Consider the following 22,239-nt stretch of genomic DNA (forward strand, 5'->3'; position numbering starts at 1 on the left):
CGTTAGGGGTGTTTGAACACCCTGGTGCTGTTCTGAGAAGAGGAATGAATAATGTCTTATCTGTCTTTTAATAATCCTCCAAGTGTTATTGTCCCCAATCGCCCACTTGACCTGCCGTCACCGATGCCAGTACCCATGCCCCTTGGGGAGGGGAATAAGTTACTGGGTAATAAACCAACGGTTTTGCCTGAAAATAATCGCCCTGTAGAGGTCGGCCGTAACGGCGTAGCCTTCAGTGCGGAAGCATTTTCAAAGCTGTTTGATATGTTTGAGCTTGTTTTCAAAGCGATGCGAGACATGTTGTCTGGCAAGAAACCTTCACTTGAACCCACACTTTTTGACAAAGTGCTGACCACCGGACAGGACGCAAAAGTGCAGGTCGAAGCGGACAAGCGTCCGCAGAAGAATGGACTAATCGCGGACAAACCGGTGGCGCCCGGCAAGGACCTCAAGGTGCTGTCCGACAGCAAGCCTGCGATCCCAGGTGCGGATGCCAGAGTGAAGTTGGAGGGCGGCAAGCAATCTGTGGTGGTGCCCGATATCACGATTATGCCAAAGGTTGCAGGTACCGATTCCAAGGTGTCGTCTGACACCGTGGTGCGGGTGAACCTCGATCTCAACATAAACAATTGCCACTGCCCGGAGGACCCTCGACCTACGGTGCCAGTGCGACCCCATCCCCGGCCCTCGCCGATGATCGACACTCATATCAGGCCCGACCTGGTGCACAGGCCGACAGTATTCGTGAACGACAAACACATAAAGCCCGGTTTAGTGCCTGATCGGGCAGTACCGGAGCCCCACGTGCACGTACGTCCTGAGGTTCTCCCCCGGCCAACACCTGCGGTGCCGCAGCACAACCCTGTACCAGAACCGGATCTGACGTCCCCGGGCCCTGGTCGTGGCCCAGATGAAATAGGCAGGGCACGGGGTTTTTCTCGCCGGGTCTAGGGCATCCATTGCAGCAATAAGCACCAACTCCAGTTGTTGGTTTCAATCAGTTGCTTCTCCGGTCAAGTGACGGCCGGAGGGGCACTTTGTGGGAGAACAAATGATGTCTGTTTTAAGTGTTTACAGTACTTCAAATGCTATGTGCGATTGTTCAGCAAGGACGCAGGGTAGTTTAAAAACTGTGAGCCAAACACCCCTGCGGCATAACGCGAGTGTCATTGGCGTATCCCGCCATCTTGCTGAAAATAACAAATCAACGGGTTTCAGTAATTACTCGGAAAGCCTGGAGGCGGAATTAAAGGGCCTTGTCTCAATGTTCAGGGCTTTTTTCAATCAGATGTCAGTCCTGTTGTCTGGCCGGAACAAAGAGAAGCTCGTTTTTGACGAGACCACCCCCGATCTGGCCTTACCCAAGGTGGAGCCTACACCCGCAGTAACTCCACCCACCCCGCCTCTTGATTGTCTCTCGGATAAACGTAATGGGGCGAAGGCCGATGATATCTGGAGCGGTTTTCGTCAAGGTCCCGATGGTAACTGCGTAACGGTATCGGCAATCAAGGCGGCCATGCATAAGTTTGGGCAAAGCCCGACGGACATTTATAAAAAAGTCAGTAAGACCGAGCGCGGCTATGCCATCACCATGCGAGATGACTTTCAGCTGACGCTTACCGAGCAAGAGTTGAAGCAAGCGGCAACGGGGGCGCGCTTTTTTGGACGAGACAGGGGAATGCTCAAGGATGCTCAATTCCTGTTTGCTGTCAGCGCCAAGCGCGCGCAGATGGAAAACAACGATGGCCGGGCGGCGAGAAGTTTTAGCGCGGCAATCCGTAGCCTGAATGACGGTGAAGATGAGAGAGGGGCGGGAGAAGGGTTTCTGCGCTTGGGGTTGAAGAAATACATGCGGCGCGTGGCTGTAAGTGTCCTGGCCAAGGGGCAAGTCGGTATGGTCAACCGGACTGGGCATTCAGTTGCGGTGATTGGCGGTAAGGAAGAGTGGTGGGGGAGAAAAGGAAAGACGCCAACCCATGGGCATGCAGTGGCGTTAGTTGATTGATTAATATTGTTGGTAAGTAATCGTTTTTGCAGTGGATGTTGTTTTTAATAATAAAGTTGGCTGTCTTTATCCTGCGCAGGTTTTTGCTTGTTACTGTTTTTTAAGTTGTGAAGTTCTTCGCTTGTCGGCGATGTGTGCTTTGTCGCGTCTTTAATAATGGATTGGGTAGGAGGTTTTTATGAATGTAGGACTGTTGGGTCGAGCAGTATTTGATGGTTTCAGGGCGGATCACCAGCCCATCAAGCGTTTGTCTTCAGTGACCTTGTCGGCGGCGGAAGGGGCGAAACCCCATGGTATTTTGAAAGCGTTTACCGCCACTCGAGGCAACTTTGGCGAGTCCTTTGATAACAGTACTCATGCTGCAGTCATCAAGTTGATGATGATGACGTTTGGTCAAAGTCCCCATGATATGTTCGAGAAGGTCAAGGCGGTGGGCGACGGTTATGAGATCACTATGAAGGATGAGTTTAAAGTTCATGTGTCTGCCGAGGAGCTGAGGCTGACCGCACAGGCGTCACGATTTTCCGGGAGTGATGGGACGGCTATTTCGCAGGCCAACGTTGTGCTTGCGGCTTTTATCAAGCGCAAGCAGCTCACCGGCAATCATGAACGTTTCGAGAGTGTCTTGCTCAAGAGTCTTGAAGGTGAAACCACGCAGAACTGCCTGCGTGGTATGGGGATGATGGGTTTTGCGCAGTTTTTGCCTACAACTTATATGGCGGCGGGTGGCGCATTGGGGATCGTAGAAACCCATAACTTTGGCTCTGCGTTCGTGATGGATAATACCCAGCATGTATATTCGGAGCAGCGCAAGGTCGACAGAAGTTACGGTTATATGTTGTTCAATGATAAGAAGGCGCCAGATGCGCCCGTTGAAACCACTGATACAAATGATCTGCTTATCTCAAATGCGCGTGTGGGTGTTCGTCCCGCTAATATCTGGAGTGGTTTTTACCAGGGCGTGGAAGGCAACTGCGTCACGGTGTCCGCGATCAAGGCCGCCATGATGAGGTTTGGGCAAAATCCGCAAGGCATCTATAAAAAAATCTCCGCCACCGCTGATGGATACGAAGTGGTCATGCGAGATGGCTACAAACTGACTGTGACCCACGATGAGTTGAAAAAGGCCAAGGCGCACTCCGGTTTGAAGGGCAGCGACCAGGCACTTTTGGCCGATGCCAATTTCTTGTACGCCGTCAGTGCCAAGCGGGCGCAATTGGAGAACAACGACGGTCGTGCAAACCAGAGTTATGAGATCGCCATGCAAACCTTGAGTGACGGCGAGTATCCCGGGTCGGCGCTTCGCAGGCTGGGGCTGCATGCCTATGTCCGGGAAAGCACGGTTCAAGAACTGATTGACGGGGCCATTGGAACGCTGGCTGATACCAGTCACTCAGTGACGGTCGTTGACGGAATGTTCGACCTGTATGGGCAAAAACGCAGCCTGGAAGCCTCGGACTGGAAGGGCTACTTCGTGCGAGCGTTGAAATTGGTCTGACGTCCGGTTGTTTTCAGGTCTGCGCGCCGTCCCTCAACAGTTGCATGAACGTCTCCACGGGCAATGGTCGGCTGTGCAAGTAGCCTTGATACAGGTGGCAGCCCAAGCCTTGCAGGAACGCCAGTTGCTCGGGGGTTTCCACGCCCTCGGCAATCACTTCAAGGTTGAGGCTGCGCGCCATGGCTACGATTGCGCGGATGATCTCTGCATCGTTCGGGTCGTGGGTGGCGTCCCTGACAAAGGACTGATCGATTTTCAGGGCGTCGACCGGCAGGCGCTTGAGGTAGGTCAATGATGAGTAACCGGTGCCGAAGTCGTCCATGGCGAAGCTGACCCCGAGTTTTTTCAGGCGCCGCATTTTGTTGATGGTGTCGTCCAGGTTTTGAATCACGATGCCTTCGGTGATTTCCAGTTTCAGCAAGCTAAAGGGCAACTGGTGCCGCTTGAGGCTGTGTTCCACCCGTTCGACAAAATCGTTCTGGCGAAACTGCCGGGGGCTGATGTTCACGCACAGGCTGAAACTCTCGGGCTTCACCAGGCCCTCGGCAATCAGCCTGGCAAAGGTGGCACAGGCTTCATCGAGGATCCAGGTGCCCACCTCGAGGATCAGACCGCTGTCCTCCAGGACCTTGATGAACTCTGTCGGTGATTGTGCGCCCAACTGTGGATGTTGCCAGCGCACCAGGGCTTCGGCGCCGACAATGCGATTGCCCCGGGCATCGACCTGGGGTTGGTAATGCACGCTGAACTCGCCCCGCGACAACGCCAGGCGCAGGTCCGTCTCCATGCGCAGACGCTCGCTGGCGGTGCGTTGCATGCTGTTATGGAACATCTGCGTGGTGTTGCGCCCGGAGTCCTTGGCCCGGTACAGGGCAATGTCCGCGCGCTTGAGCAGGTCCGCCGGGGTCGAGCCGTGGTCGGGAATCAGCGCAACACCGATACTGGGGGTGACCTGTAAGCGTTGGCCATCGAGGAACATCGGTTCCGACAGCAGTTCTCGCAGGGTGTTGGACAGCACCTGCACCTGTTTGCTGACCTCCATTCGCGAACCTTCCAGGCCGCTGAGCAGTACGACGAATTCATCACCGCCCAGGCGCGCCACGGTGTCCTCCATGCGTACGCTGGCTTCCAGGCGCGCGGTGACGATTTTCAGCACGGTATCGCCCACCGGGTGCCCGAGGGAATCGTTGATGTGTTTGAAGTGGTCCAGGTCCAGAAACAGCAGCGCGCCGCGCAGGTTGTGGCGTTTGAGCAAAGCGATCTGCTGGCTCAGGCGGTCCATCAGTAACGCGCGGTTGGGCAGGTTGGTCAGCGGGTCGTGATAGGCCAGGTGGCGGATCTGCGCCTGCGCGCTTTTCAACAGGCTGACATCCCGTGCCGTGAGCAATAGGCACGGCGTTTCATTGAGGGTAATGGGCTCGACCGACACTTCCACTGCCAGCAACTCGCCGCGCTTGTTGCGCCAGAGCATATCCAGGTGGTGGATACGGCCCTTGATCTGCAGCTCGGCCAGCAGGGCGGCGCGTTGATTGTCATCGGCCCAGATGCCGATCTGGTAAAGGGTCAGGCCAATGGCTTCCTCGGCGCGGTAGCCGGTCAGGCGACAGAAACCGTCATTGACCTCCACGTAGCGCCCGGTGTCACGCTCGGTAATGGATACCGCGTCGGGGCTTGAGTGAAAGGCCTTGGCGAATTTTTCCTCGCTGGCCTTGAGCGCCGCTTCCGAGCGCTGTTGCTGGGTGATATCGCGCAGGGTGGTGACCACGCAGGGCTGGTTGCCGACCGTGATCAGCCGGCTGGAAATCATGCAGGTCAGACGCTGGCCATTCTTGTGGTGGACGATGATCGCCACGTTGTTCAGCGCTTGTTCGCGGATCACCTGCTCGATGCGCTGCAGGCGTTGGGTCGGCTCATCCCACAAGCCGATCTGCTCGGCGGTGTGATTGATGACTTCGGCGGCGTTCCAGCCAAAGGTCTGGCTGAAGCTGGGATTGATTTCGATGAATTCACCGCTGGCCAGGCGTGTGACGCAGATCGGGTCGGGACTGGCGAGAAACAGGCTGGCGAACTTCTCTTCCGAGGCGCTCAGGCGTTGTTCACGCTCCACCTGATCGGTGATATCCAGCAGCGTGCCGGCCATGCGCAGTGGTGCACCCTGCGTGTCACGGTAAAGGCGGGCGCGGCTTTCCAGGTAGCGCGAGCGGCCGTCTTCCAGTTGCACGCGGTAGGTCAGTTGGTAATTGCCTGCCGGGCCTTCACGCAAGGTGCGATAGGCGTCGCGCATACTGGCGCGCTCTTCATCGGGCATACCTTCAAAGAAGGCATCGAAGGACTCATGGAACGGGTGCGGTTCCAGGCCGTGCAACTGTGCGGCCCGCGCCGAGCCATAGAGCATGCCGCTGGGGATATGCCAGTCCCAGGTGCCCAGTTGGGCCGAATCCAGGGCCAGGTCCAGGCGCTCCTGGCTGTCCTTGAGGGCCTGTTCGGCGTTCTTGCGCTCGGTGGTGTCGAGGAAGGTGCTGATCAGGTAGGCCTGGCCGTCGAGTTCGACCTTTTGCGCGCTCAGTGTGCCGTCATGGATTTGCCCATTACTGGCGCGAAACTGCACCTCCATGGTGATGGGTTCGCCCTTGCGCTGGGTGGCCTTGACCAGCAGGGCTCGTTGTTCCGGATGCACCCACAGCCCCAGGTCCAGGGTCGTGCGGCCAATGGCATCGGTTACCGGCCAGCCAAACAGGCTTTCAAAATACTCGTTGGCCTCACTGATCAGGCCGTCTTCCTGGCGGGTCAGCAGGACCATGTTCGGGCACAGATGAAACAGCGTGGCGAAGCGTTTTTCGGAGTGGCTGAGGGCTTGTTCGCGCTCGCGCTGATGGGTGATTTCTCGAATAACCCCGATCATGCGGCGTCGCCCGGACGGGTCCGGCAGCAGGCTGCCGTTGATCTCCAGCCAGTGCAGGCTGCCGTCGGGCCATTGGATGCGATGGTGCATGGCCTGCCCGAAGGGTTCGCCTGTGAGTGCCGCATGGAACGCCCGGATCACCCGTCCGCGGTCCTCGTGGGGCAGCAGGTCGAGGTAATCCAGGTCCTTGGGCAGCGGCTGGCGGGGGTCGAAACCAAACAGCGCCTGGGTGCCGCGCGACCAACTGATCCGCCCGCTGTCGATATCCCAGCTCCAGGCGCCGAGCCGTGCGGCATTGAGCGCCGCCAGCAGCTGCGGGGCGCTTTCCCAGCTTTGTTCCGCCTGCTGGGGGTCCAGGGCGTGAATACGAGGCAGCGGCGGCATGGGATCGACGGGGTTGGGCATTATCAAGGGGCCTTGGCTCGATGGGCATTCGGCGCGGGAGCAGGGTCTACAGGCGGCACGGCCTCATGCCGGCATCCCAGCCGGATCGACCTGTGCATCCAATAGGCTCATGAAAGCCCGCGCAGCGTTCGACAGCGTCCTTTCGGTGTGCACGATATAGCCTAGCTGGCGACTGAGCTGTATGCCCGGCAAAGCGATACTGGCCACTTGATCATCAAGCATAGTGCGCGGCAACACGCTCCAGGCCAGGCCGATGGAGACCATCATCTTGATGGTTTCCAGGTAGTTGGTGCTCATGGCGATGTTCGGCGTCAGGCCCTGGGCCTCGAACAGCCGGTGCACAATATGGTGGGTAAAGGTATTGCCGCCGGGGAAAACCGCCGGATGGCGGGCGATGTCGGCAAGGCTGATAGTGCCGTTATTGGCCAGGCTATGCTCGGGCGCCACCACGAAATCCAGGGGGTCGTCCCAGACCGGGGTGGCCCGCACCAGGTTGTGCGGCTCCGGCGCCAGGGTGATGACGGCCACTTCGGCACGGCCATGGAGGATTTCCTCGTAGGCCACCTCCGAGTCGAGGAACTGAATATCCAGGGCCACGTTCGGGTATTCCCGGGTGAAAGTACGCAAAACCGGGGGCAGGCGGTGCAGGCCGATGTGATGGCTGGTCGCCAGGGTCAGGCGCCCGCTGACTTCGCCGGTCAGGTTGGTCAGGGCACGACGGGTGTCATCCAGCACATTGAGGATCTGATAGGCGCGAGGCAGCAGCGCGCGCCCGGCCTCTGTCAGGCCGACTTCACGGCCCAGTCGATCAAACAGGCGCACCTTCAGTTGCTGCTCAAGGCCGGCGATGCGCTTACTGATTGCCGGTTGCGTCAGGTGCAGGCGTTCCCCGGCCCCGGAGAAGCTGCCGGTTTCGGCGATAGCAATAAAGGCATTGAGGTTGGCCAGGTCCATGGTTGTATTCCAGTTGGTTATCCAAAGCATGAAAAATATGAATTTGAGTTATTTAATGTAACGCCATAGCATCAGCCTCACAAGCCAAAGGGTTATTGAATCGTTCAACGCCCAGGGCATAGAAAGACGCTGATGAGGACCGACTGATGGCCGGCAAAACGCTTTACGACAAACTCTGGGATTCCCATGAAGTGAAACGGCGCGATGATGGGTCATCGCTGATCTACATCGACCGTCACATCATCCATGAAGTGACCTCGCCCCAAGCGTTCGAAGGCCTGCGACTGGCCGGGCGCAAGCCTTGGCGCGTCGACTCGATCATCGCCACCCCGGACCACAACGTACCGACCACCCCGGAGCGCAAAGGCGGCATCGAAGCCATTGCCGACCAGGTCTCGCGCTTGCAGGTCCAGACCCTCGACGACTATTGCGATGAGTACGGCATCACCGAGTTCAAGATGAATGACGTGCGCCAGGGCATCGTCCACGTTATCGGCCCGGAGCAGGGCGCAACCTTGCCGGGCATGACCGTGGTCTGCGGCGACTCCCATACCTCGACCCACGGTGCGTTCGGCGCCCTGGCCCACGGTATCGGCACCTCCGAGGTGGAGCATGTGTTCGCCACCCAGTGCCTGGTCGCGAAGAAAATGAAGAACATGCTGGTGTTGGTCGAAGGCACCTTGCCCTTCGGCGTGACCGCCAAGGACATCGTGCTGGCCGTGATCGGCAAGATCGGCACCGCCGGCGGTAACGGCCATGCCATCGAGTTCGCCGGCAGCGCGATTCGCGATTTGTCCATCGAAGGCCGCATGACCATCTGCAACATGTCCATCGAAGCCGGTGCGCGCGTGGGGATGGTGGCGGCGGATGAAAAGACTGTTGAATACGTCAAGGGCCGTCCATTCGCTCCGCAAGGCGCCGATTGGGATGCCGCTGTGGAGGCCTGGAAAGACCTGGTTTCCGATAAAGATGCAGTGTTCGACACCGTGGTCGAGCTCGACGCGGCCCAGATCAAGCCACAAGTCAGCTGGGGCACCTCGCCGGAAATGGTCTTGGCCGTTGACCAGAACGTGCCGGACCCGGCCAAGGAAGCTGACCTGGTCAAGCGCGGCTCCATTGAGCGTGCCTTGAAGTACATGGGCTTGAAAGCCAACCAGGCGATCACCGATATCCAGTTGGACCGCGTGTTTATCGGTTCCTGCACCAACTCGCGGATCGAAGACCTGCGCGCCGCGGCGGTGATCGCCAAGGGCCGCAAGGTGGCCTCGACCATCAAGCAAGCCATTGTGGTACCTGGTTCGGGCCTGGTGAAGGCCCAGGCCGAAGCCGAAGGCCTGGACAAGATCTTCCTCGAAGCCGGTTTTGAATGGCGCGAGCCGGGCTGTTCGATGTGCCTGGCGATGAACCCGGACCGTTTGGAGTCTGGCGAGCATTGCGCGTCCACCTCCAACCGTAACTTCGAAGGGCGTCAGGGCGCCGGTGGCCGTACCCACCTGGTCAGCCCGGCCATGGCCGCTGCGGCTGCCGTCAACGGTCGTTTCATCGACGTTCGCGAATTGATCTGAGGAATACCCGATGAGAGCTTTTACCCAACACACAGGTCTTGTCGCACCGTTGGACCGTGCCAACGTGGACACCGACCAGATCATCCCCAAGCAGTTCTTGAAGTCGATCAAGCGCACCGGTTTTGGTCCGAACCTGTTCGATGAGTGGCGCTACCTGGACGTGGGCTATGCCTACCAGGACAACTCCAAGCGCCCGTTGAACAAGGATTTCGTGCTCAACGCTGAGCGTTACCAGGGCGCCAGTGTGCTGCTGGCCCGGGAAAACTTCGGTTGCGGTTCCAGCCGTGAGCATGCGCCCTGGGCCCTGGAAGAATATGGCTTTCGCAGCATCATCGCGCCGAGCTACGCCGATATCTTCTTCAACAACAGCTTCAAGAACGGCTTGCTGCCGATCATCTTGAGCGATGCCGAAGTGGACGAGTTGTTCCAGCAAGTGGAAGCCAATGTGGGCTACCAATTGACCGTCGACCTCGCGGCGCAAACCGTGACCCGTCCGGACGGCAAGGTGTATCACTTTGAAGTGGATGCGTTCCGTAAGCACTGCCTGATCAACGGTCTGGACGATATCGGCCTGACCTTGCAGGACGGCGATGCCATTGCAGCGTTTGAAGCCAAGCACCGGGCGAGCCAGCCTTGGTTGTTTCGTGACGCGTAATTCTATGTAGGCTGGACTGGCCCCTTCGCGAGCAAGCCCGCTCCCACATTTGATCGCATTTCAACTGAAGGAACTCGGTCGAGTGTGGGAGCGGGCTTGCTCGCGAAAGGGCCGGTATGAACAACACAAAAGCCAGGAGCATCACCATGACCAGCACCGCCCACTCCCAAGTCGTGCAAAAACAATTCGGCGAACAGGCCTCGGCCTACCTGAGCAGTGCCGTGCACGCCCAGGGCACCGAATTCGCACTGCTGCAGGCCGAGCTGGCCGGGCAGGGTGATGCGCGCCTGTTGGACCTGGGCTGTGGCGCCGGTCACGTGAGTTTTCACGTGGCACCGTTGGTCAAAGAAGTGGTGGCCTACGACCTGTCGCAGCAAATGCTCGATGTGGTCGCCGCTGCTGCCGCAGACCGTGGCCTGGACAATATCCGCACCCTGCACGGCGCCGCCGAGCGTCTGCCGTTTGCCGATGGCGAGTTCGACTTCGTGTTCAGCCGCTACTCGGCCCATCACTGGAGCGACCTGGGCCTGGCCCTGCGCGAAGTGCGCCGGGTGCTCAAGCCGGGCGGCGTGGCGGCATTTGTCGACGTCTTGTCACCGGGCAGCCCGCTGTTGGACACTTACCTGCAAACCGTCGAAGTGCTGCGCGACACCAGCCATGTGCGCGATTACTCCGCTGGCGAGTGGATGCGCCAGCTCAGCGAAGCCGGCCTGCATGTGCGCAACAGCAGTCGCCAGCGCCTGCGCCTGGAATACACCTCGTGGGTCGAGCGCATGCGCACGCCAGAGGTATTGCGCGCAGCGATCCTGGAACTGCAAAAGGCGATGGGCCAGGAAGTCCGCGATTATTTCGAGATTCAAGCCGACGGCACCTTCAGCACCGACGTGCTGGTGGTCTGGGCCGAACGCTAATAATTTTCCCGACCTGCCCGTGGGCAGGTCGCCCGATGAAATGAGGAAAGCATGAGCAAGCAGATTCTGATTCTCCCTGGCGACGGCATTGGTCCGGAAATCATGGCCGAAGCGGTCAAGGTCCTGGAATTGGCCAACAGCAAGTACAGCCTGGGTTTTGAGTTGAGCCACGACGTGATCGGCGGCGCGGCCATCGACAAGCATGGCGTGCCCCTGGCCGACGAAACCCTGGATCGTGCCCGTGCTGCCGACGCCGTGCTGCTCGGCGCCGTGGGTGGGCCGAAATGGGACAAGATCGAACGCGACATCCGCCCGGAGCGCGGCCTGCTGAAAATCCGTGCGCAACTGGGCCTGTTCGGCAACCTGCGCCCGGCCATCCTCTACCCGCAACTGGCCGACGCGTCGAGCCTCAAGCCGGAAGTGGTGGCGGGCCTGGATATCCTGATCGTGCGCGAGCTGACCGGCGGTATCTATTTCGGCTCGCCACGGGGTGTGCGTGAGCTGGAAAATGGCGAGCGCCAGGCCTACGACACCCTGCCGTACAGCGAGAGCGAAATCCGCCGTATCGCCCGGGTCGGTTTCGACATGGCCCGTGTGCGTGGCAAAAAGGTCTGCTCGGTGGACAAGGCCAACGTCCTGGCCTCCAGCCAGCTGTGGCGGGAAATCGTCGAAGAAGTGGCCAAGGACTACCCGGACGTCGAGCTGAGCCACATGTACGTCGATAACGCCGCCATGCAACTGGTGCGTGCACCCAAGCAGTTCGACGTGATCGTCACCGACAACCTGTTCGGCGACATCCTGTCCGACCAGGCCTCGATGCTCACCGGTTCCATCGGCATGCTGCCGTCGGCGTCCCTGGACACCAACAACAAGGGCATGTACGAGCCGTGCCACGGTTCGGCGCCGGATATCGCGGGCCAGGGCATTGCCAACCCACTGGCAACCATCCTGTCGGTCTCGATGATGCTGCGTTACAGCTTCAACCTGAGCGAAGCGGCGGACGCGATCGAGCAGGCGGTGAGCCGGGTGCTGGACCAGGGCCTGCGCACGGGCGACATCTGGTCGCAGGGTTGCACCAAGGTCGGTACGCAGGAAATGGGCGACGCAGTAGTCGCCGCGCTGCGGAATCTGTAATCTCTCGGGCCCGCTTGCAGTTGTTGCTGCAAGGCGGCCCACTTTTTAACAAGGTGTAGTTGCGATGAAACGTGTAGGTCTGATCGGTTGGCGCGGTATGGTCGGTTCCGTGCTCATGCAGCGGATGCTGGAAGAGCAGGATTTCGATCTTATTGAGCCGGTGTTTTTCACCACTTCGAATGTCGGTGGCCAAGGGCCGTCCGTGGGCAAGGATATCGCCCCGCTCAAGGACGCCTACAACATTGAAGAGCTCAAGACCCTCGACGTCATTCTGACCTGCCAGGGCGGCGACTACACCAGTGAAGTCTTCCCCAAGCTGCGTGAAGCCGGCTGGCAGGGTTACTGGATCGATGCGGCGTCCAGCCTGCGTATGCAGGACGACGCGGTGATCATCCTCGACCCGGTCAACCGCAAGGTCATCGACCAGCAGCTCGACGCCGGCACCAAGAACTATGTCGGCGGCAACTGCACCGTCAGCCTGATGCTGATGGGCCTGGGTGGCCTGTTCGAAGCCGGGCTGGTGGAGTGGATGAGTGCCATGACCTATCAGGCGGCCTCCGGTGCCGGTGCGCAGAACATGCGTGAGCTGATCAAGCAGATGGGCGCAACCCACGCCGCCGTCGCCGATCAACTGGCCGACCCGGCCAGCGCGATCCTCGACATCGACCGTCGTGTGGCCGAGGCCATGCGCAGCGAAGCCTACCCGACCGAGAACTTCGGCGTGCCATTGGCCGGCAGCCTGATCCCGTGGATCGACAAGGAACTGCCGAACGGCCAGAGCCGCGAAGAGTGGAAGGCCCAGGCTGAGACCAACAAGATCCTCGGGCGCTTCAAGAACCCGATCCCGGTGGACGGTATCTGCGTGCGGATCGGCGCCATGCGCTGCCACAGCCAGGCGCTGACCATCAAGCTCAACAAAGACGTGCCGATCGCCGATATCGAAGGGCTGATCAGCCAGCACAACCCGTGGGTCAAGCTGGTGCCGAACAACCGTGATATCAGCATGCAGGAGCTGAGCCCGACCAAGGTCACCGGCACCCTGAATGTTCCGGTGGGGCGTCTGCGCAAGCTGAACATGGGTACCCAGTACCTGGGCGCTTTCACCGTTGGTGACCAACTGCTGTGGGGCGCGGCCGAGCCGTTGCGCCGGATGTTGCGGATCCTGCTGGAGCGTTGATCGCTTTGGCGTGTTGAACAAACCCGCGTTCTGGTGACAGGCGTGGGTTTTTTATTGCTCTTTAGGGCCCTTTCGCGAGCAAGCCCGCTCCCACATTTTGATGTGTGAATGCAATCAAATGTGGGAGCGGGCTTGCTCGCGAAAGGGTCATCAGCCACACCACAAAACCTGGGTTAATTGCCTCACCCCCAACCACCCGGTAAAGTGCCGCTCCCCCCGCAATGCCCGAGGCAGCCTCCATGACCCAGACCTTTGATATCGCCGTGATCGGCGCCACCGGCACCGTTGGCGAAACCCTGGTACAGATCCTCGAAGAGTTGGATTTCCCGGTCGGCACCCTGCACCTGCTGGCCAGCAGTGAGTCGGCCGGCGCTTCGGTGCCATTTCGCGGCAAGAACGTGCGGGTGCGGGAAGTCGACGAGTTTGATTTCAGCAAGGTGCAACTGGCCTTTTTCGCGGCAGGCCCTCCGGTCACCTTGAGTTTCGCCCCGCGCGCCACGGCGGCAGGTTGCTCGCTGATCGACCTGTCTGGCGCCTTGCCGGCCGAGCAAGCACCTCAGGTGGTGCCGGAAGCCAACGCCCACGTCCTGGACGGCTTGAAAAAGCCCTTCCAGCTCGCTAGCCCAAGCCCGTGCGCCACTCATCTGGCGGTGGTTCTGGCGCCGTTGCGGGGCTTGTTGGACATTCAGCGCGTCAGCGTCACCGCCAACCTGGCCGTATCTGCCCAGGGCCGCGAAGCCGTGAGCGAGCTGGCTCGGCAAACCGCCGAGTTATTGAATGTGCGCCCCCTGGAGCCAAAGTTCTTCGATCGGCAAATGGCCTTCAACCTGTTGGCCCAGGTCGGTACGCCGGACGCTCAGGGCCACACGGCCCTGGAAAAACGTCTGGTGCACGAACTGCGCGCCTTGCTTGATTTACCGTTGCTGAAGATTTCCGCGACCTGCGTTCAAGCTCCGGTGTTTTTTGGCGATAGCCTGAGCGTGTCCCTGCAACTGGCGAGCCCTGTGGACCTTGGCGCCGTCAATCGCCTGTTGGAGTCGGCACCGGGTATCGAGCTGGTGGAAGAGGGTGATTACCCTACAGCTGTTGGGGATGCGGTCGGTCAGGATGTGGTCTACGTGGGGCGGGTGCGAGCCGGCATTGACGACCCGGCGGAACTAAACTTGTGGCTGACGTCAGATAACGTACGTAAAGGCGCGGCGCTTAACGCGGTGCAACTGGCACAGTTGTTGATAAAAGACCTTGCGTAAAAGATACTTGGCGGCAATTTGTAGATTGATTCTAGCTAAGGGCTATGCTTGGCCCCATGCACGAAAAGTTGCGCGTCGGTGACCTATCGGCTCGCCATGCCGAATGGCAGCGGTACCCAACCTTCTCGCGGGCCGAGGAGTGTTCAAACAAAGGATGAGGCTATGGTTCAAGTTCGCAAACTGGTGTTAGCAATAGCGGCCGCCTCGGCGCTGTCCTCCGGTATGGCGCAAGCGCTGCAACTTGGGGAGATGACCCTCAAGTCGAAGTTGAACCAGCCGTTGTCGGTCGAGATCGAGCTGCTCGACGTAGGCGGGCTGAGCGCCTCCGACATCGTGCCCAGCCTCGCATCTTCCCAGGCCTTTGTGGATGCGGGTGTGGATCGCCAGGCGTTCCTTGATGAACTGAGCTTTACCCCGGTGCTCAACCCCAGCGGTCGCAGCGTGGTGCGCGTTACCTCCAGCAAGCCATTGCCCGATTCCTACGTGCGTTTCCTGCTGCAAGTGCAATGGCCCAATGGCCGGTTGATGCGCGACTACAGCGTCTTGCTGGACCCGGCCAAGTTCGAGCAAAAGGCCCCGGAGGCCAGCGCCCCGGCGCCGCGCCTTGCCCCGCCTGCGACTAGCGGCATCAGCAAAGCGGCTGAACACACGACGACTGCCCGGGACACGCTGTGGGAAATCGCCGCGAAAAACCGCAATGGTGGCTCAATCCAGCAGACCATGCTGGCGATCCAGGCGCTTAACCCGGGGGCTTTTGTCGACGGTAATATCAATCGCATGAAAACCGGCCAGGTATTGCGCCTGCCGGACCCGGTACAAAGCACCAGCCTGCCGCAACCCCAGGCGATTGCCGAAGTGACTGCGCAGAATGCGGCCTGGCGCCAGGGGCGTCGCGGCGCCAACAATCAGGCGGCGGGGCGTCAGCAACTGGACGCCACCAAACGCACCCAGGCCGGTGCCGCGCCGTCGCAAACGGCTGCCAAAGACAATCTGAGCCTGGTCTCGGCCGAGGCCGCCAAGGCCGGAGTCAAAGGCGCCGCAGGCGATAGCAAGGCCTTGAACAACAAGCTGGCGGTGACCCAGGAAAGCCTGGATTCGACCCGCCGCGAAAATGAAGAACTGAAAAGCCGCATGACTGACCTGCAAAGTCAGTTGGACAAGTTGCAGCGGCTGATTGAACTGAAGAACAACCAATTGGCCAAGTTGCAGGCCGAGGGTGGTGCACCGGCGCAGCCGGCGGCCATGCCTGCGGAGTTGGCGGCTGCGCCCGTTGCACCAGCACCTGCTGCCCCGGCGCCAGCCGCCGAAGCGCCGGTGGTTGCTCCGGTGGAAAGCCCGGCTGAGCCCGCGCCCGTGGCCAGCACCGAAGGCAAATTCAATGAGCTGCTGACCAATCCCATCGTTCTTGGGGTGATTGGCGGTGCTGCTGGGCTGTTGGTGTTGTTGCTCCTGCTGCTATGGGCGCGTCATCGCAATGCGCGCCTGGAAGAGGAAAAACACCTGCGCATGGCACGGGCGCTGGCCGAGGAGCCGGAGTTCTCCCCAAGCATTGACCAGGACATGCCGTCGGACAGTTTCGAAGGCCTTGAAGTCCCCGCAGCAAACGTCAAGCTGGCTCCAGCTCCAGCTCCAGCTCCAGCTCCAGCACCGGTTGCCGTGGCGCCTGTACCTGCACCGGTGACCAGCATGGCGCCGCCGAGCAAGCCGATTATCGAACCTGGTTCCTCCGACGCCCTGGCGCTGGCCCAGTCCCACCTGGATCGTGGCCACCTGAACCAGGCGGCCGCCGTGCTGGAAGAAGCGATCAAGCTGGAGCCCGCGCGCAGTGATCTGCGTCTCAAACTCCTGGAAGTCTATGGTCAGCAGGGCGACAAGGATGGCTTCGTGACCCAGGAGCGCCAACTGGTCGCCAATGGCGAGAATCATGCTCAGGTCGAGCTGTTGAAAAATCGCTATCCGGCCATGGCCGTGCTGGCTGCGGGTGTCAGTGCGGCAGTCGCCGCCGCCGCGCTGGATGCGCAGTACGTCAAGGATCTGCTCCAGGAGGAGCCGGCGCCTGCCGCCACGCCTGAAGCCGATGCGTTCGACACCGACTTCGACCTGAGTCTGGATGACCTGGAAGCCGCGTCGCCGGCCGTGGTCGAGCCCGAGGTTGATGACCTGAGCTTTGAGTCGGTGTTGCAACAACAGACCGAGGCCAAGGCCAGCCCGGATGATCTGTCCGATTTTGACCTCGACTTGCAGTTGGATGCGCCGGCCTCCCAGTCCGACGACGACTTCCTCTCGGGCCTGGAAGAGCAGATGAAGGATCTGCCGCCGGTAGATCCGCCCACCCTGACGCCGGCCGCGCTGGATGATTTTGACCTGCCGGAAGACTTTGACCTGTCCCTGGCGGACGAGCCCGCGCCATCGGCCAAGCCAGACGCATTCGCCACTGAGCTTGATGATGTCAACGCCGAGCTGGAGCGCCTGTCGCAGAGCCTGGAAAGCCCGTCGATCGAAGCGAGCTTCACTGCTGAAGATGCCGCCAAGGGCGACGATGAGCCGGAGTTCGACTTCCTGTCGGGCACCGACGAAGTCGCTACCAAGCTGGACCTGGCCCAGGCTTACATCGACATGGGTGATGCAGATGGTGCGCGTGACATCCTCGCCGAAGTCCTTACCGAAGGCGATGAAAAACAACAGGATGAAGCCAAGGAAATGCTCAGCAACCTGGCCTAAAGCCATTGCGCAACTCCTGTAGGAGCGAGCTTGCTCGCGAAAAACTCAAGGACGCTGCGTTCTTTCAGGATGAGCGCGTTATCGTTGACGATCTTCGCGAGCAAGCTCGCTCCTACAAAAAGCCTCAAGCCATATATAATGGCTGCCTTTGCGTAACTCATCAGGCTCTCAGCTCTTGGCAAATATAGATAACGCGGCCGCCGAAATGGCGGCCGCCGGCTTTTTCAGAATCGCCCTGGGCGTTGAATACAAAGGCTCGCGCTATCGCGGCTGGCAGCGCCAGGCCTCTGGCGTGCCGACTGTGCAGGAAACCCTGGAGAAGGCTCTGTCGAAGGTCGCCGACTCCCCGGTTTCATTGATGTGCGCCGGGCGTACCGACGCGGGGGTGCATGCCTGCGGGCAAGTGGTGCATTTCGACACCCAGGCCGAGCGTTCGATGAAAGCCTGGGTCATGGGCGCCAATATCAACCTGCCCCACGATGTCAGCGTCAGCTGGGCCAAAGTCATGCCGGCGCACTTCCATGCGCGGTTCAAGGCGATTGCCCGGCGCTACCGCTATGTGATCTATAACGATCAGATCCGTCCGGCACACTTGAACGAAGAGATCACCTGGAACCACCGCCCGCTGGACGCCGAGCGCATGGCCGAAGCGGCCCAGCACCTGGTGGGGATCCACGATTTCAGCGCGTTCCGGGCCGGCCAGTGCCAGGCCAAGTCGCCGATCAAGGAAGTCCATCACCTGCGCGTGACGCGCCACGGCAAGATGATTGTCCTGGATATCCGCGCCGGTGCGTTCCTGCACCATATGGTGCGCAATATCGCCGGGGTGCTGATGACCATTGGCACTGGCGAGCGCCCGGTGGAGTGGGCCAGGGAAGTGCTGGAGAGTCGGGTGCGTCGTACCGGCGGGGTGACGGCACACCCATTCGGCCTGTATCTGGTGGATGTGGAGTACCGCGATGAGTTCGAACTGCCGCAGCGTTTCATCGGGCCACACTTCCTTACGGGTTTCGCTGAACTTGACGGCTGACGCCCGGAAAAGCATTTGTTACCATCCGGGACTTTCCTGGACAGCCCCCTGAGGTTTCGACGATATGTCAGGCGTTCGCAGCAAGATTTGCGGGATTACCCGCATGGAAGACGCGCTGGCGGCAGTCGAGGCGGGGGCTGACGCCATTGGTTTTGTGTTTTATGCCAAAAGCCCGCGCGCGGTGACCGTGCAGCAGGCCCGGGCGATCATTGCCGGCTTGCCGCCGTTCGTGACCACGGTCGGGCTGTTCGTCAACGCCAGCGCCTGTGAGCTCAATGAAACCCTGGATGCTGTGCCCCTGGACCTGCTGCAGTTCCATGGTGACGAAACCCCAGACGAGTGCGCCGGCTACCATCGTCCGTATATCAAGGCCTTGCGGGTCAAGGCCGGTGACGATATCGCCGCCAGTTGCGCCGCCTACGCCGGGGCCAGCGGGATTTTGCTCGATGCCTATGTGGAGGGCATTCCTGGCGGTACGGGCGAGGCCTTTGACTGGTCGCTGATTCCCCAGGGCTTGAGCAAGCCGATCATCCTGGCCGGCGGCCTGTGCGCCGACAACGTGGCGCAGGCCATTGCCCAGGTTCGCCCCTATGCGGTGGACGTCAGCGGCGGGGTGGAGCAGGGCAAGGGCATCAAGGACTCCGGCAAGATTCGCGCATTCATGCAGGCAGTGCGCAGCAGCAGTGGCGCGATGTGACGGCTGGGAGTCTGCCGCCGTCAGTAACTACCACTGTGTAAAACAGGCCGGCGTTGCCCTCGGGCAGCGCCAATGAAGTGGCAGCCACGCACTGGCGGGTTGTCTGGAAGGCTGAGGGCAGGTGCAGGAAATGGCTGGTCGAACGTCTGACCCCGTCCTGCAGCTGTTATCGCCACATCAATGAATTTAGCTCAAGGGCATACGCGGGGCTGTGTTCAAGCCACCGGTACTGGAGAAAGAAAGCATGAGCAACTGGTTAGTAGACAAACTGATCCCCTCGATCATGCGTTCCGAGGTGAAGAAAAGCTCGGTCCCTGAAGGTCTGTGGCACAAGTGCCCATCCTGCGATGCGGTGTTGTACCGCCCAGAGCTGGAGAAGACCCTGGACGTTTGCCCCAAGTGCAACCACCACATGCGTATCGGCGCCCGCGCCCGTATCGACATCTTCCTCGACGCCGATGGCCGTGCCGAGCTGGGCGCTGACCTGGAGCCGGTAGACCGCCTCAAGTTCCGCGATGGCAAGAAGTACAAGGACCGTCTGACCGCTGCACAAAAGCAGACTGGCGAGAAAGACGCGCTGATCTCGGTCAGCGGCAAGCTGCTGGGCATGCCAGTGGTAGTGTCGGCGTTTGAGTTCTCCTTCATGGGCGGCTCGATGGGCGCCATTGTCGGTGAGCGTTTTGTACGGGCTGCCAACTACGCCCTGGAAAACCGCTGCCCGATGATCTGCTTCGCCGCCTCCGGTGGTGCGCGGATGCAGGAAGCGCTGATCTCGCTGATGCAAATGGCCAAGACCTCTGCGGTACTGGCGCGTCTGCGTGAGGAAGGTATCCCGTTCATCTCCGTGCTGACCGACCCGGTCTACGGCGGCGTTTCCGCCAGCTTGGCGATGCTCGGCGACGTGATCGTCGGCGAGCCCAAGGCACTGATTGGCTTTGCCGGCCCGCGTGTGATCGAGCAGACCGTACGTGAAAAACTGCCGGAAGGCTTCCAGCGCAGCGAATTCCTGTTGGAGCACGGGGCGATTGACATGATTATCGCCCGTTCCGAGCTGCGTCCACGTCTGGGTAGCCTGCTGGCACAGATGATGGGCTTGCCGACACCAGAATACGTCGCGCCTAAAGTCGAACCTATCGTCGTTCCGCCGGTGCCTGCAAACCTATGACCCAACGAACCCTGGGCGAGTGGCTCGCCTACCTTGAGCAGTTGCATCCGTCAGCCATCGACATGGGCCTGGAGCGCTCGCAACAGGTAGCGGCCCGCCTTGGATTGGGTCGGCCTGCGCCGCGAGTGATCACGGTCACTGGCACCAACGGCAAGGGTTCTACCTGCGCCTTTGTCGCTGCGTTGCTGCAGGCCCAGGGCTTGAAGGTGGGTGTCTATAGCTCGCCGCATTTGCTGCGTTACAACGAGCGTGTGCAACTCAACGGTGTCGAAGCCACCGATGAGCAATTGTGCGAAGCCTTTGCGGCGCTGGATGCCGGGCGCGGCGAAACCTCCCTGACTTATTTCGAGATGGGCACCCTGGCGGCGTTCTGGTTGTTCGAGCGCGAACAGCTGGATGCGGTGGTGCTGGAAGTCGGCCTGGGTGGTCGCCTGGATACCGTCAATGTGGTGGACGCTGACCTCGCGTTGATCACTAGTATTGGCGTGGACCATATCGATTACCTGGGTGATACCCGCGAATCGGTGGCCTATGAAAAGGCTGGGATCTTGCGCCCAGGCAAGCCGGCGCTGTGTGGTGACCTGGATCCGCCGCATACCTTGCTGGACAAGGTGCGCGAGCTGGATTGCCCGTTCTTCCTGCGGGGGCGGGATTTCTCCCTGGACGTGGCGGACGATCATTGGTCGTGGCGCGGTATTGATGCGCGGGGCCAGGGCGTCGAGTTGCATGGCCTGCCGCTGCTGAACCTGCCCATGGAAAACGCCGCACTCGCCCTGCAGGCCTACCTGTTGCTGGATCTGCCATGGAATGCCGGGCAGATTGCCGATACCTTGCAGCGTACAAAGGTGGTCGGGCGTCTGGATCGTCGTTCGTTCCAATGGCGAGGCAAGCGTTTGAACCTGTTGTTGGACGTTGGTCATAACCCGCATGCTGCGCAATATCTGGCGCGCCGTTTGGCCTCCCATGTGCCGGCGGGTCGACGCCTGGCGGTGTTTGGCTTGCTGTCGGACAAGGACCTGGAGGGTGTGGTCGCGCCCTTGCTGAGCAATGTGCAGGCATGGGCGGTTGCGCCGCTGGACACACCTCGCAGTCGTTCGGCCGATGATGTACAGGCGCTGTTGCAGAACCTTGGTGCGACGGTGACGTCCCATGCAAGCGTGACCGCTGCGCTGGAGGCTCAATGCGCGGCGGCGACGGCCGAGGACGAGATTCTGTTGTTCGGATCATTTTATTGTGTTGCCGAGGCACTTGAGTGGTTGGCCCGGCGCTCCACGGAGGAAGCTGCACATGGCATTACTGGATAGCGCATACAAGCAGCGAATGGTTGGAGCCCTGGTGTTGGTGGCATTGGCGGTGATTTTCCTGCCGATGCTGTTTTCCCGTCAGGACGAGCAGCGCCAGGTCACGGTTGAAGCGCCGGCGGCGCCCCAGGCCCCGGTAATGCCGCAGGTCCAGGTCGAGCCAGTGGTAGTGCCTGAGCCGCAGGCGTTGCCCGAGGAAGAACCGGTGCCGACTGATGCTGAGATTGCCCAGCAACAGGCGCCCACAGCGCCGATTCAGCCCAGCGTTCCTGTGGTCAAACCTGCGCCAGTCGTGGCGGCCAAGCCGGCGGCGCCGGCCCCGGCACCCAAGCCGGTCGTTCCGCAGCCAGCAGCTCCCGGCAAACCGGATGTGGGTCAAAGCCGTATCGATCCCAACGGCCTGCCGATCAGTTGGTCGGTGCAGCTTGCCAGCCTGTCCAATCGCGAAAGTGCCGAAGCCTTGCAGAAAACCCTGCGTAGCCAGGGCTATAACGCTTATATCCGTACCGCCGATGGCAAGAACCGGGTATTTGTCGGGCCGCTGATCGAGCGTGCCGAGGCTGACCGCTTGCGTGACCTGTTGGGGCGTCAGCAGAACCTCAAGGGCTTTGTGGTGCGTTTCCAGCCAGAGCGCGGCTGATCCTGGCAATACATGTATGTGCAGGCTTGTGTGGGGGCGGGCTTGCCCGCGATGACGGTGTATCAGTCGATATTAAAGTTGACTGACACGCCGCTATCGCGGGCAAGCCCGCTTGTATGTTTAGACTTGAAGGGGTGGGCGGCGACTAAAAGCCCGATTCCGACTCTAGCCAGTACGGACCGTGGGAGACTTCTCGTCCCGCCCTTTCTACCCTAAGCGCCGATAAGGA

General features: G+C 60.4%; 17 protein-coding genes. 15 read left to right on the top strand and 2 right to left on the bottom strand.

The annotated features are described in order from the left end of the window. Positions 1 to 51 precede the first annotated feature (51 nt). The 3 genes from HBO09_RS10575 (at position 52) to HBO09_RS10585 (ending at position 3,503) form a co-directional block, all read left to right on the top strand. Complete coding sequence (locus tag HBO09_RS10575) at positions 52 to 951, top strand: hypothetical protein (protein ID WP_169992323.1); 900 nt, start codon at positions 52 to 54, stop codon at positions 949 to 951. An 88-nt stretch (positions 952 to 1,039) separates the two neighbouring features. Next, entirely contained in the window at positions 1,040 to 2,005 is a 966-nt protein-coding gene (locus tag HBO09_RS10580; protein ID WP_346266430.1) for a hypothetical protein, read from the top strand. A 178-nt stretch (positions 2,006 to 2,183) separates the two neighbouring features. Next, positions 2,184 to 3,503 (top strand): hypothetical protein, encoded by a 1,320-nt coding sequence (locus HBO09_RS10585; protein WP_169992321.1) that lies wholly within the window; start codon positions 2,184 to 2,186, stop codon positions 3,501 to 3,503. A gap of 13 nt (positions 3,504 to 3,516) precedes the next feature. Here HBO09_RS10585 and HBO09_RS10590 read toward each other — a convergent pair whose 3' ends face one another. Next, a complete protein-coding gene (locus HBO09_RS10590) occupies positions 3,517 to 6,810 on the bottom strand; it encodes an EAL domain-containing protein (protein WP_169992319.1) in 3,294 nt (1,097 codons plus the stop codon). Between the two features lie 63 nt (positions 6,811 to 6,873). After that, the gene (locus HBO09_RS10595; protein WP_169992317.1) at positions 6,874 to 7,764 is read right to left on the bottom strand and encodes a LysR family transcriptional regulator; all 891 of its coding nucleotides are present in this window, start codon (positions 7,762 to 7,764) and stop codon (positions 6,874 to 6,876) included. Between the two features lie 146 nt (positions 7,765 to 7,910). Between HBO09_RS10595 and leuC the strand changes: the two genes are divergently transcribed. The 12 genes from leuC to HBO09_RS10655 all read left to right on the top strand — a co-directional run bounded on the left by leuC (position 7,911) and on the right by HBO09_RS10655 (position 22,010). Next, positions 7,911 to 9,329 (top strand): 3-isopropylmalate dehydratase large subunit, encoded by a 1,419-nt coding sequence (gene leuC, locus HBO09_RS10600; protein ID WP_169992315.1) that lies wholly within the window; start codon positions 7,911 to 7,913, stop codon positions 9,327 to 9,329. Between the two features lie 10 nt (positions 9,330 to 9,339). After that, entirely contained in the window at positions 9,340 to 9,984 is a 645-nt protein-coding gene (leuD, locus tag HBO09_RS10605) for a 3-isopropylmalate dehydratase small subunit (RefSeq protein ID WP_003192559.1), read from the top strand. A gap of 146 nt (positions 9,985 to 10,130) precedes the next feature. Beyond that, positions 10,131 to 10,895: a class I SAM-dependent methyltransferase gene (locus tag HBO09_RS10610; protein ID WP_169992313.1), complete on the top strand. Its 765-nt coding sequence runs from the start codon at positions 10,131 to 10,133 to the stop codon at positions 10,893 to 10,895. Between the two features lie 51 nt (positions 10,896 to 10,946). Then, entirely contained in the window at positions 10,947 to 12,029 is a 1,083-nt protein-coding gene (gene leuB / locus HBO09_RS10615; RefSeq protein ID WP_169992311.1) for a 3-isopropylmalate dehydrogenase, read from the top strand. Positions 12,030 to 12,093: 64 nt separating this feature from the next. After that, complete coding sequence (gene asd, locus HBO09_RS10620) at positions 12,094 to 13,206, top strand: aspartate-semialdehyde dehydrogenase (protein WP_169992308.1); 1,113 nt, start codon at positions 12,094 to 12,096, stop codon at positions 13,204 to 13,206. 239 nt (positions 13,207 to 13,445) lie between these two features. Further along, a complete protein-coding gene (locus HBO09_RS10625) occupies positions 13,446 to 14,456 on the top strand; it encodes an aspartate-semialdehyde dehydrogenase (RefSeq protein ID WP_169992306.1) in 1,011 nt (336 codons plus the stop codon). A 162-nt stretch (positions 14,457 to 14,618) separates the two neighbouring features. Next, entirely contained in the window at positions 14,619 to 17,177 is a 2,559-nt protein-coding gene (locus tag HBO09_RS10630) for a FimV family protein (RefSeq protein WP_169992304.1), read from the top strand. Positions 17,178 to 17,382: 205 nt separating this feature from the next. Continuing rightward, positions 17,383 to 18,207 (top strand): tRNA pseudouridine(38-40) synthase TruA, encoded by an 825-nt coding sequence (gene truA, locus HBO09_RS10635; RefSeq protein ID WP_169992789.1) that lies wholly within the window; start codon positions 17,383 to 17,385, stop codon positions 18,205 to 18,207. Positions 18,208 to 18,271: 64 nt separating this feature from the next. Next, a complete protein-coding gene (locus tag HBO09_RS10640; RefSeq protein WP_169992302.1) occupies positions 18,272 to 18,904 on the top strand; it encodes a phosphoribosylanthranilate isomerase in 633 nt (210 codons plus the stop codon). A 244-nt stretch (positions 18,905 to 19,148) separates the two neighbouring features. Then, complete coding sequence (accD, locus tag HBO09_RS10645; RefSeq protein WP_169992300.1) at positions 19,149 to 20,069, top strand: acetyl-CoA carboxylase, carboxyltransferase subunit beta; 921 nt, start codon at positions 19,149 to 19,151, stop codon at positions 20,067 to 20,069. Next, positions 20,066 to 21,373 (top strand): bifunctional tetrahydrofolate synthase/dihydrofolate synthase, encoded by a 1,308-nt coding sequence (folC, locus tag HBO09_RS10650; protein WP_169992298.1) that lies wholly within the window; start codon positions 20,066 to 20,068, stop codon positions 21,371 to 21,373. The genes accD and folC overlap by 4 nt, the downstream gene beginning before the upstream one ends. Continuing rightward, a complete protein-coding gene (locus HBO09_RS10655; protein WP_169992295.1) occupies positions 21,357 to 22,010 on the top strand; it encodes an SPOR domain-containing protein in 654 nt (217 codons plus the stop codon). The genes folC and HBO09_RS10655 overlap by 17 nt, the downstream gene beginning before the upstream one ends. Positions 22,011 to 22,239 lie beyond the last annotated feature (229 nt).

It is taken from the genome of Pseudomonas sp. WS 5027 (assembly GCF_012985695.1).
GTDB classification, from domain to species: Bacteria; Pseudomonadota; Gammaproteobacteria; order Pseudomonadales; family Pseudomonadaceae; genus Aquipseudomonas; species Aquipseudomonas hygromyciniae.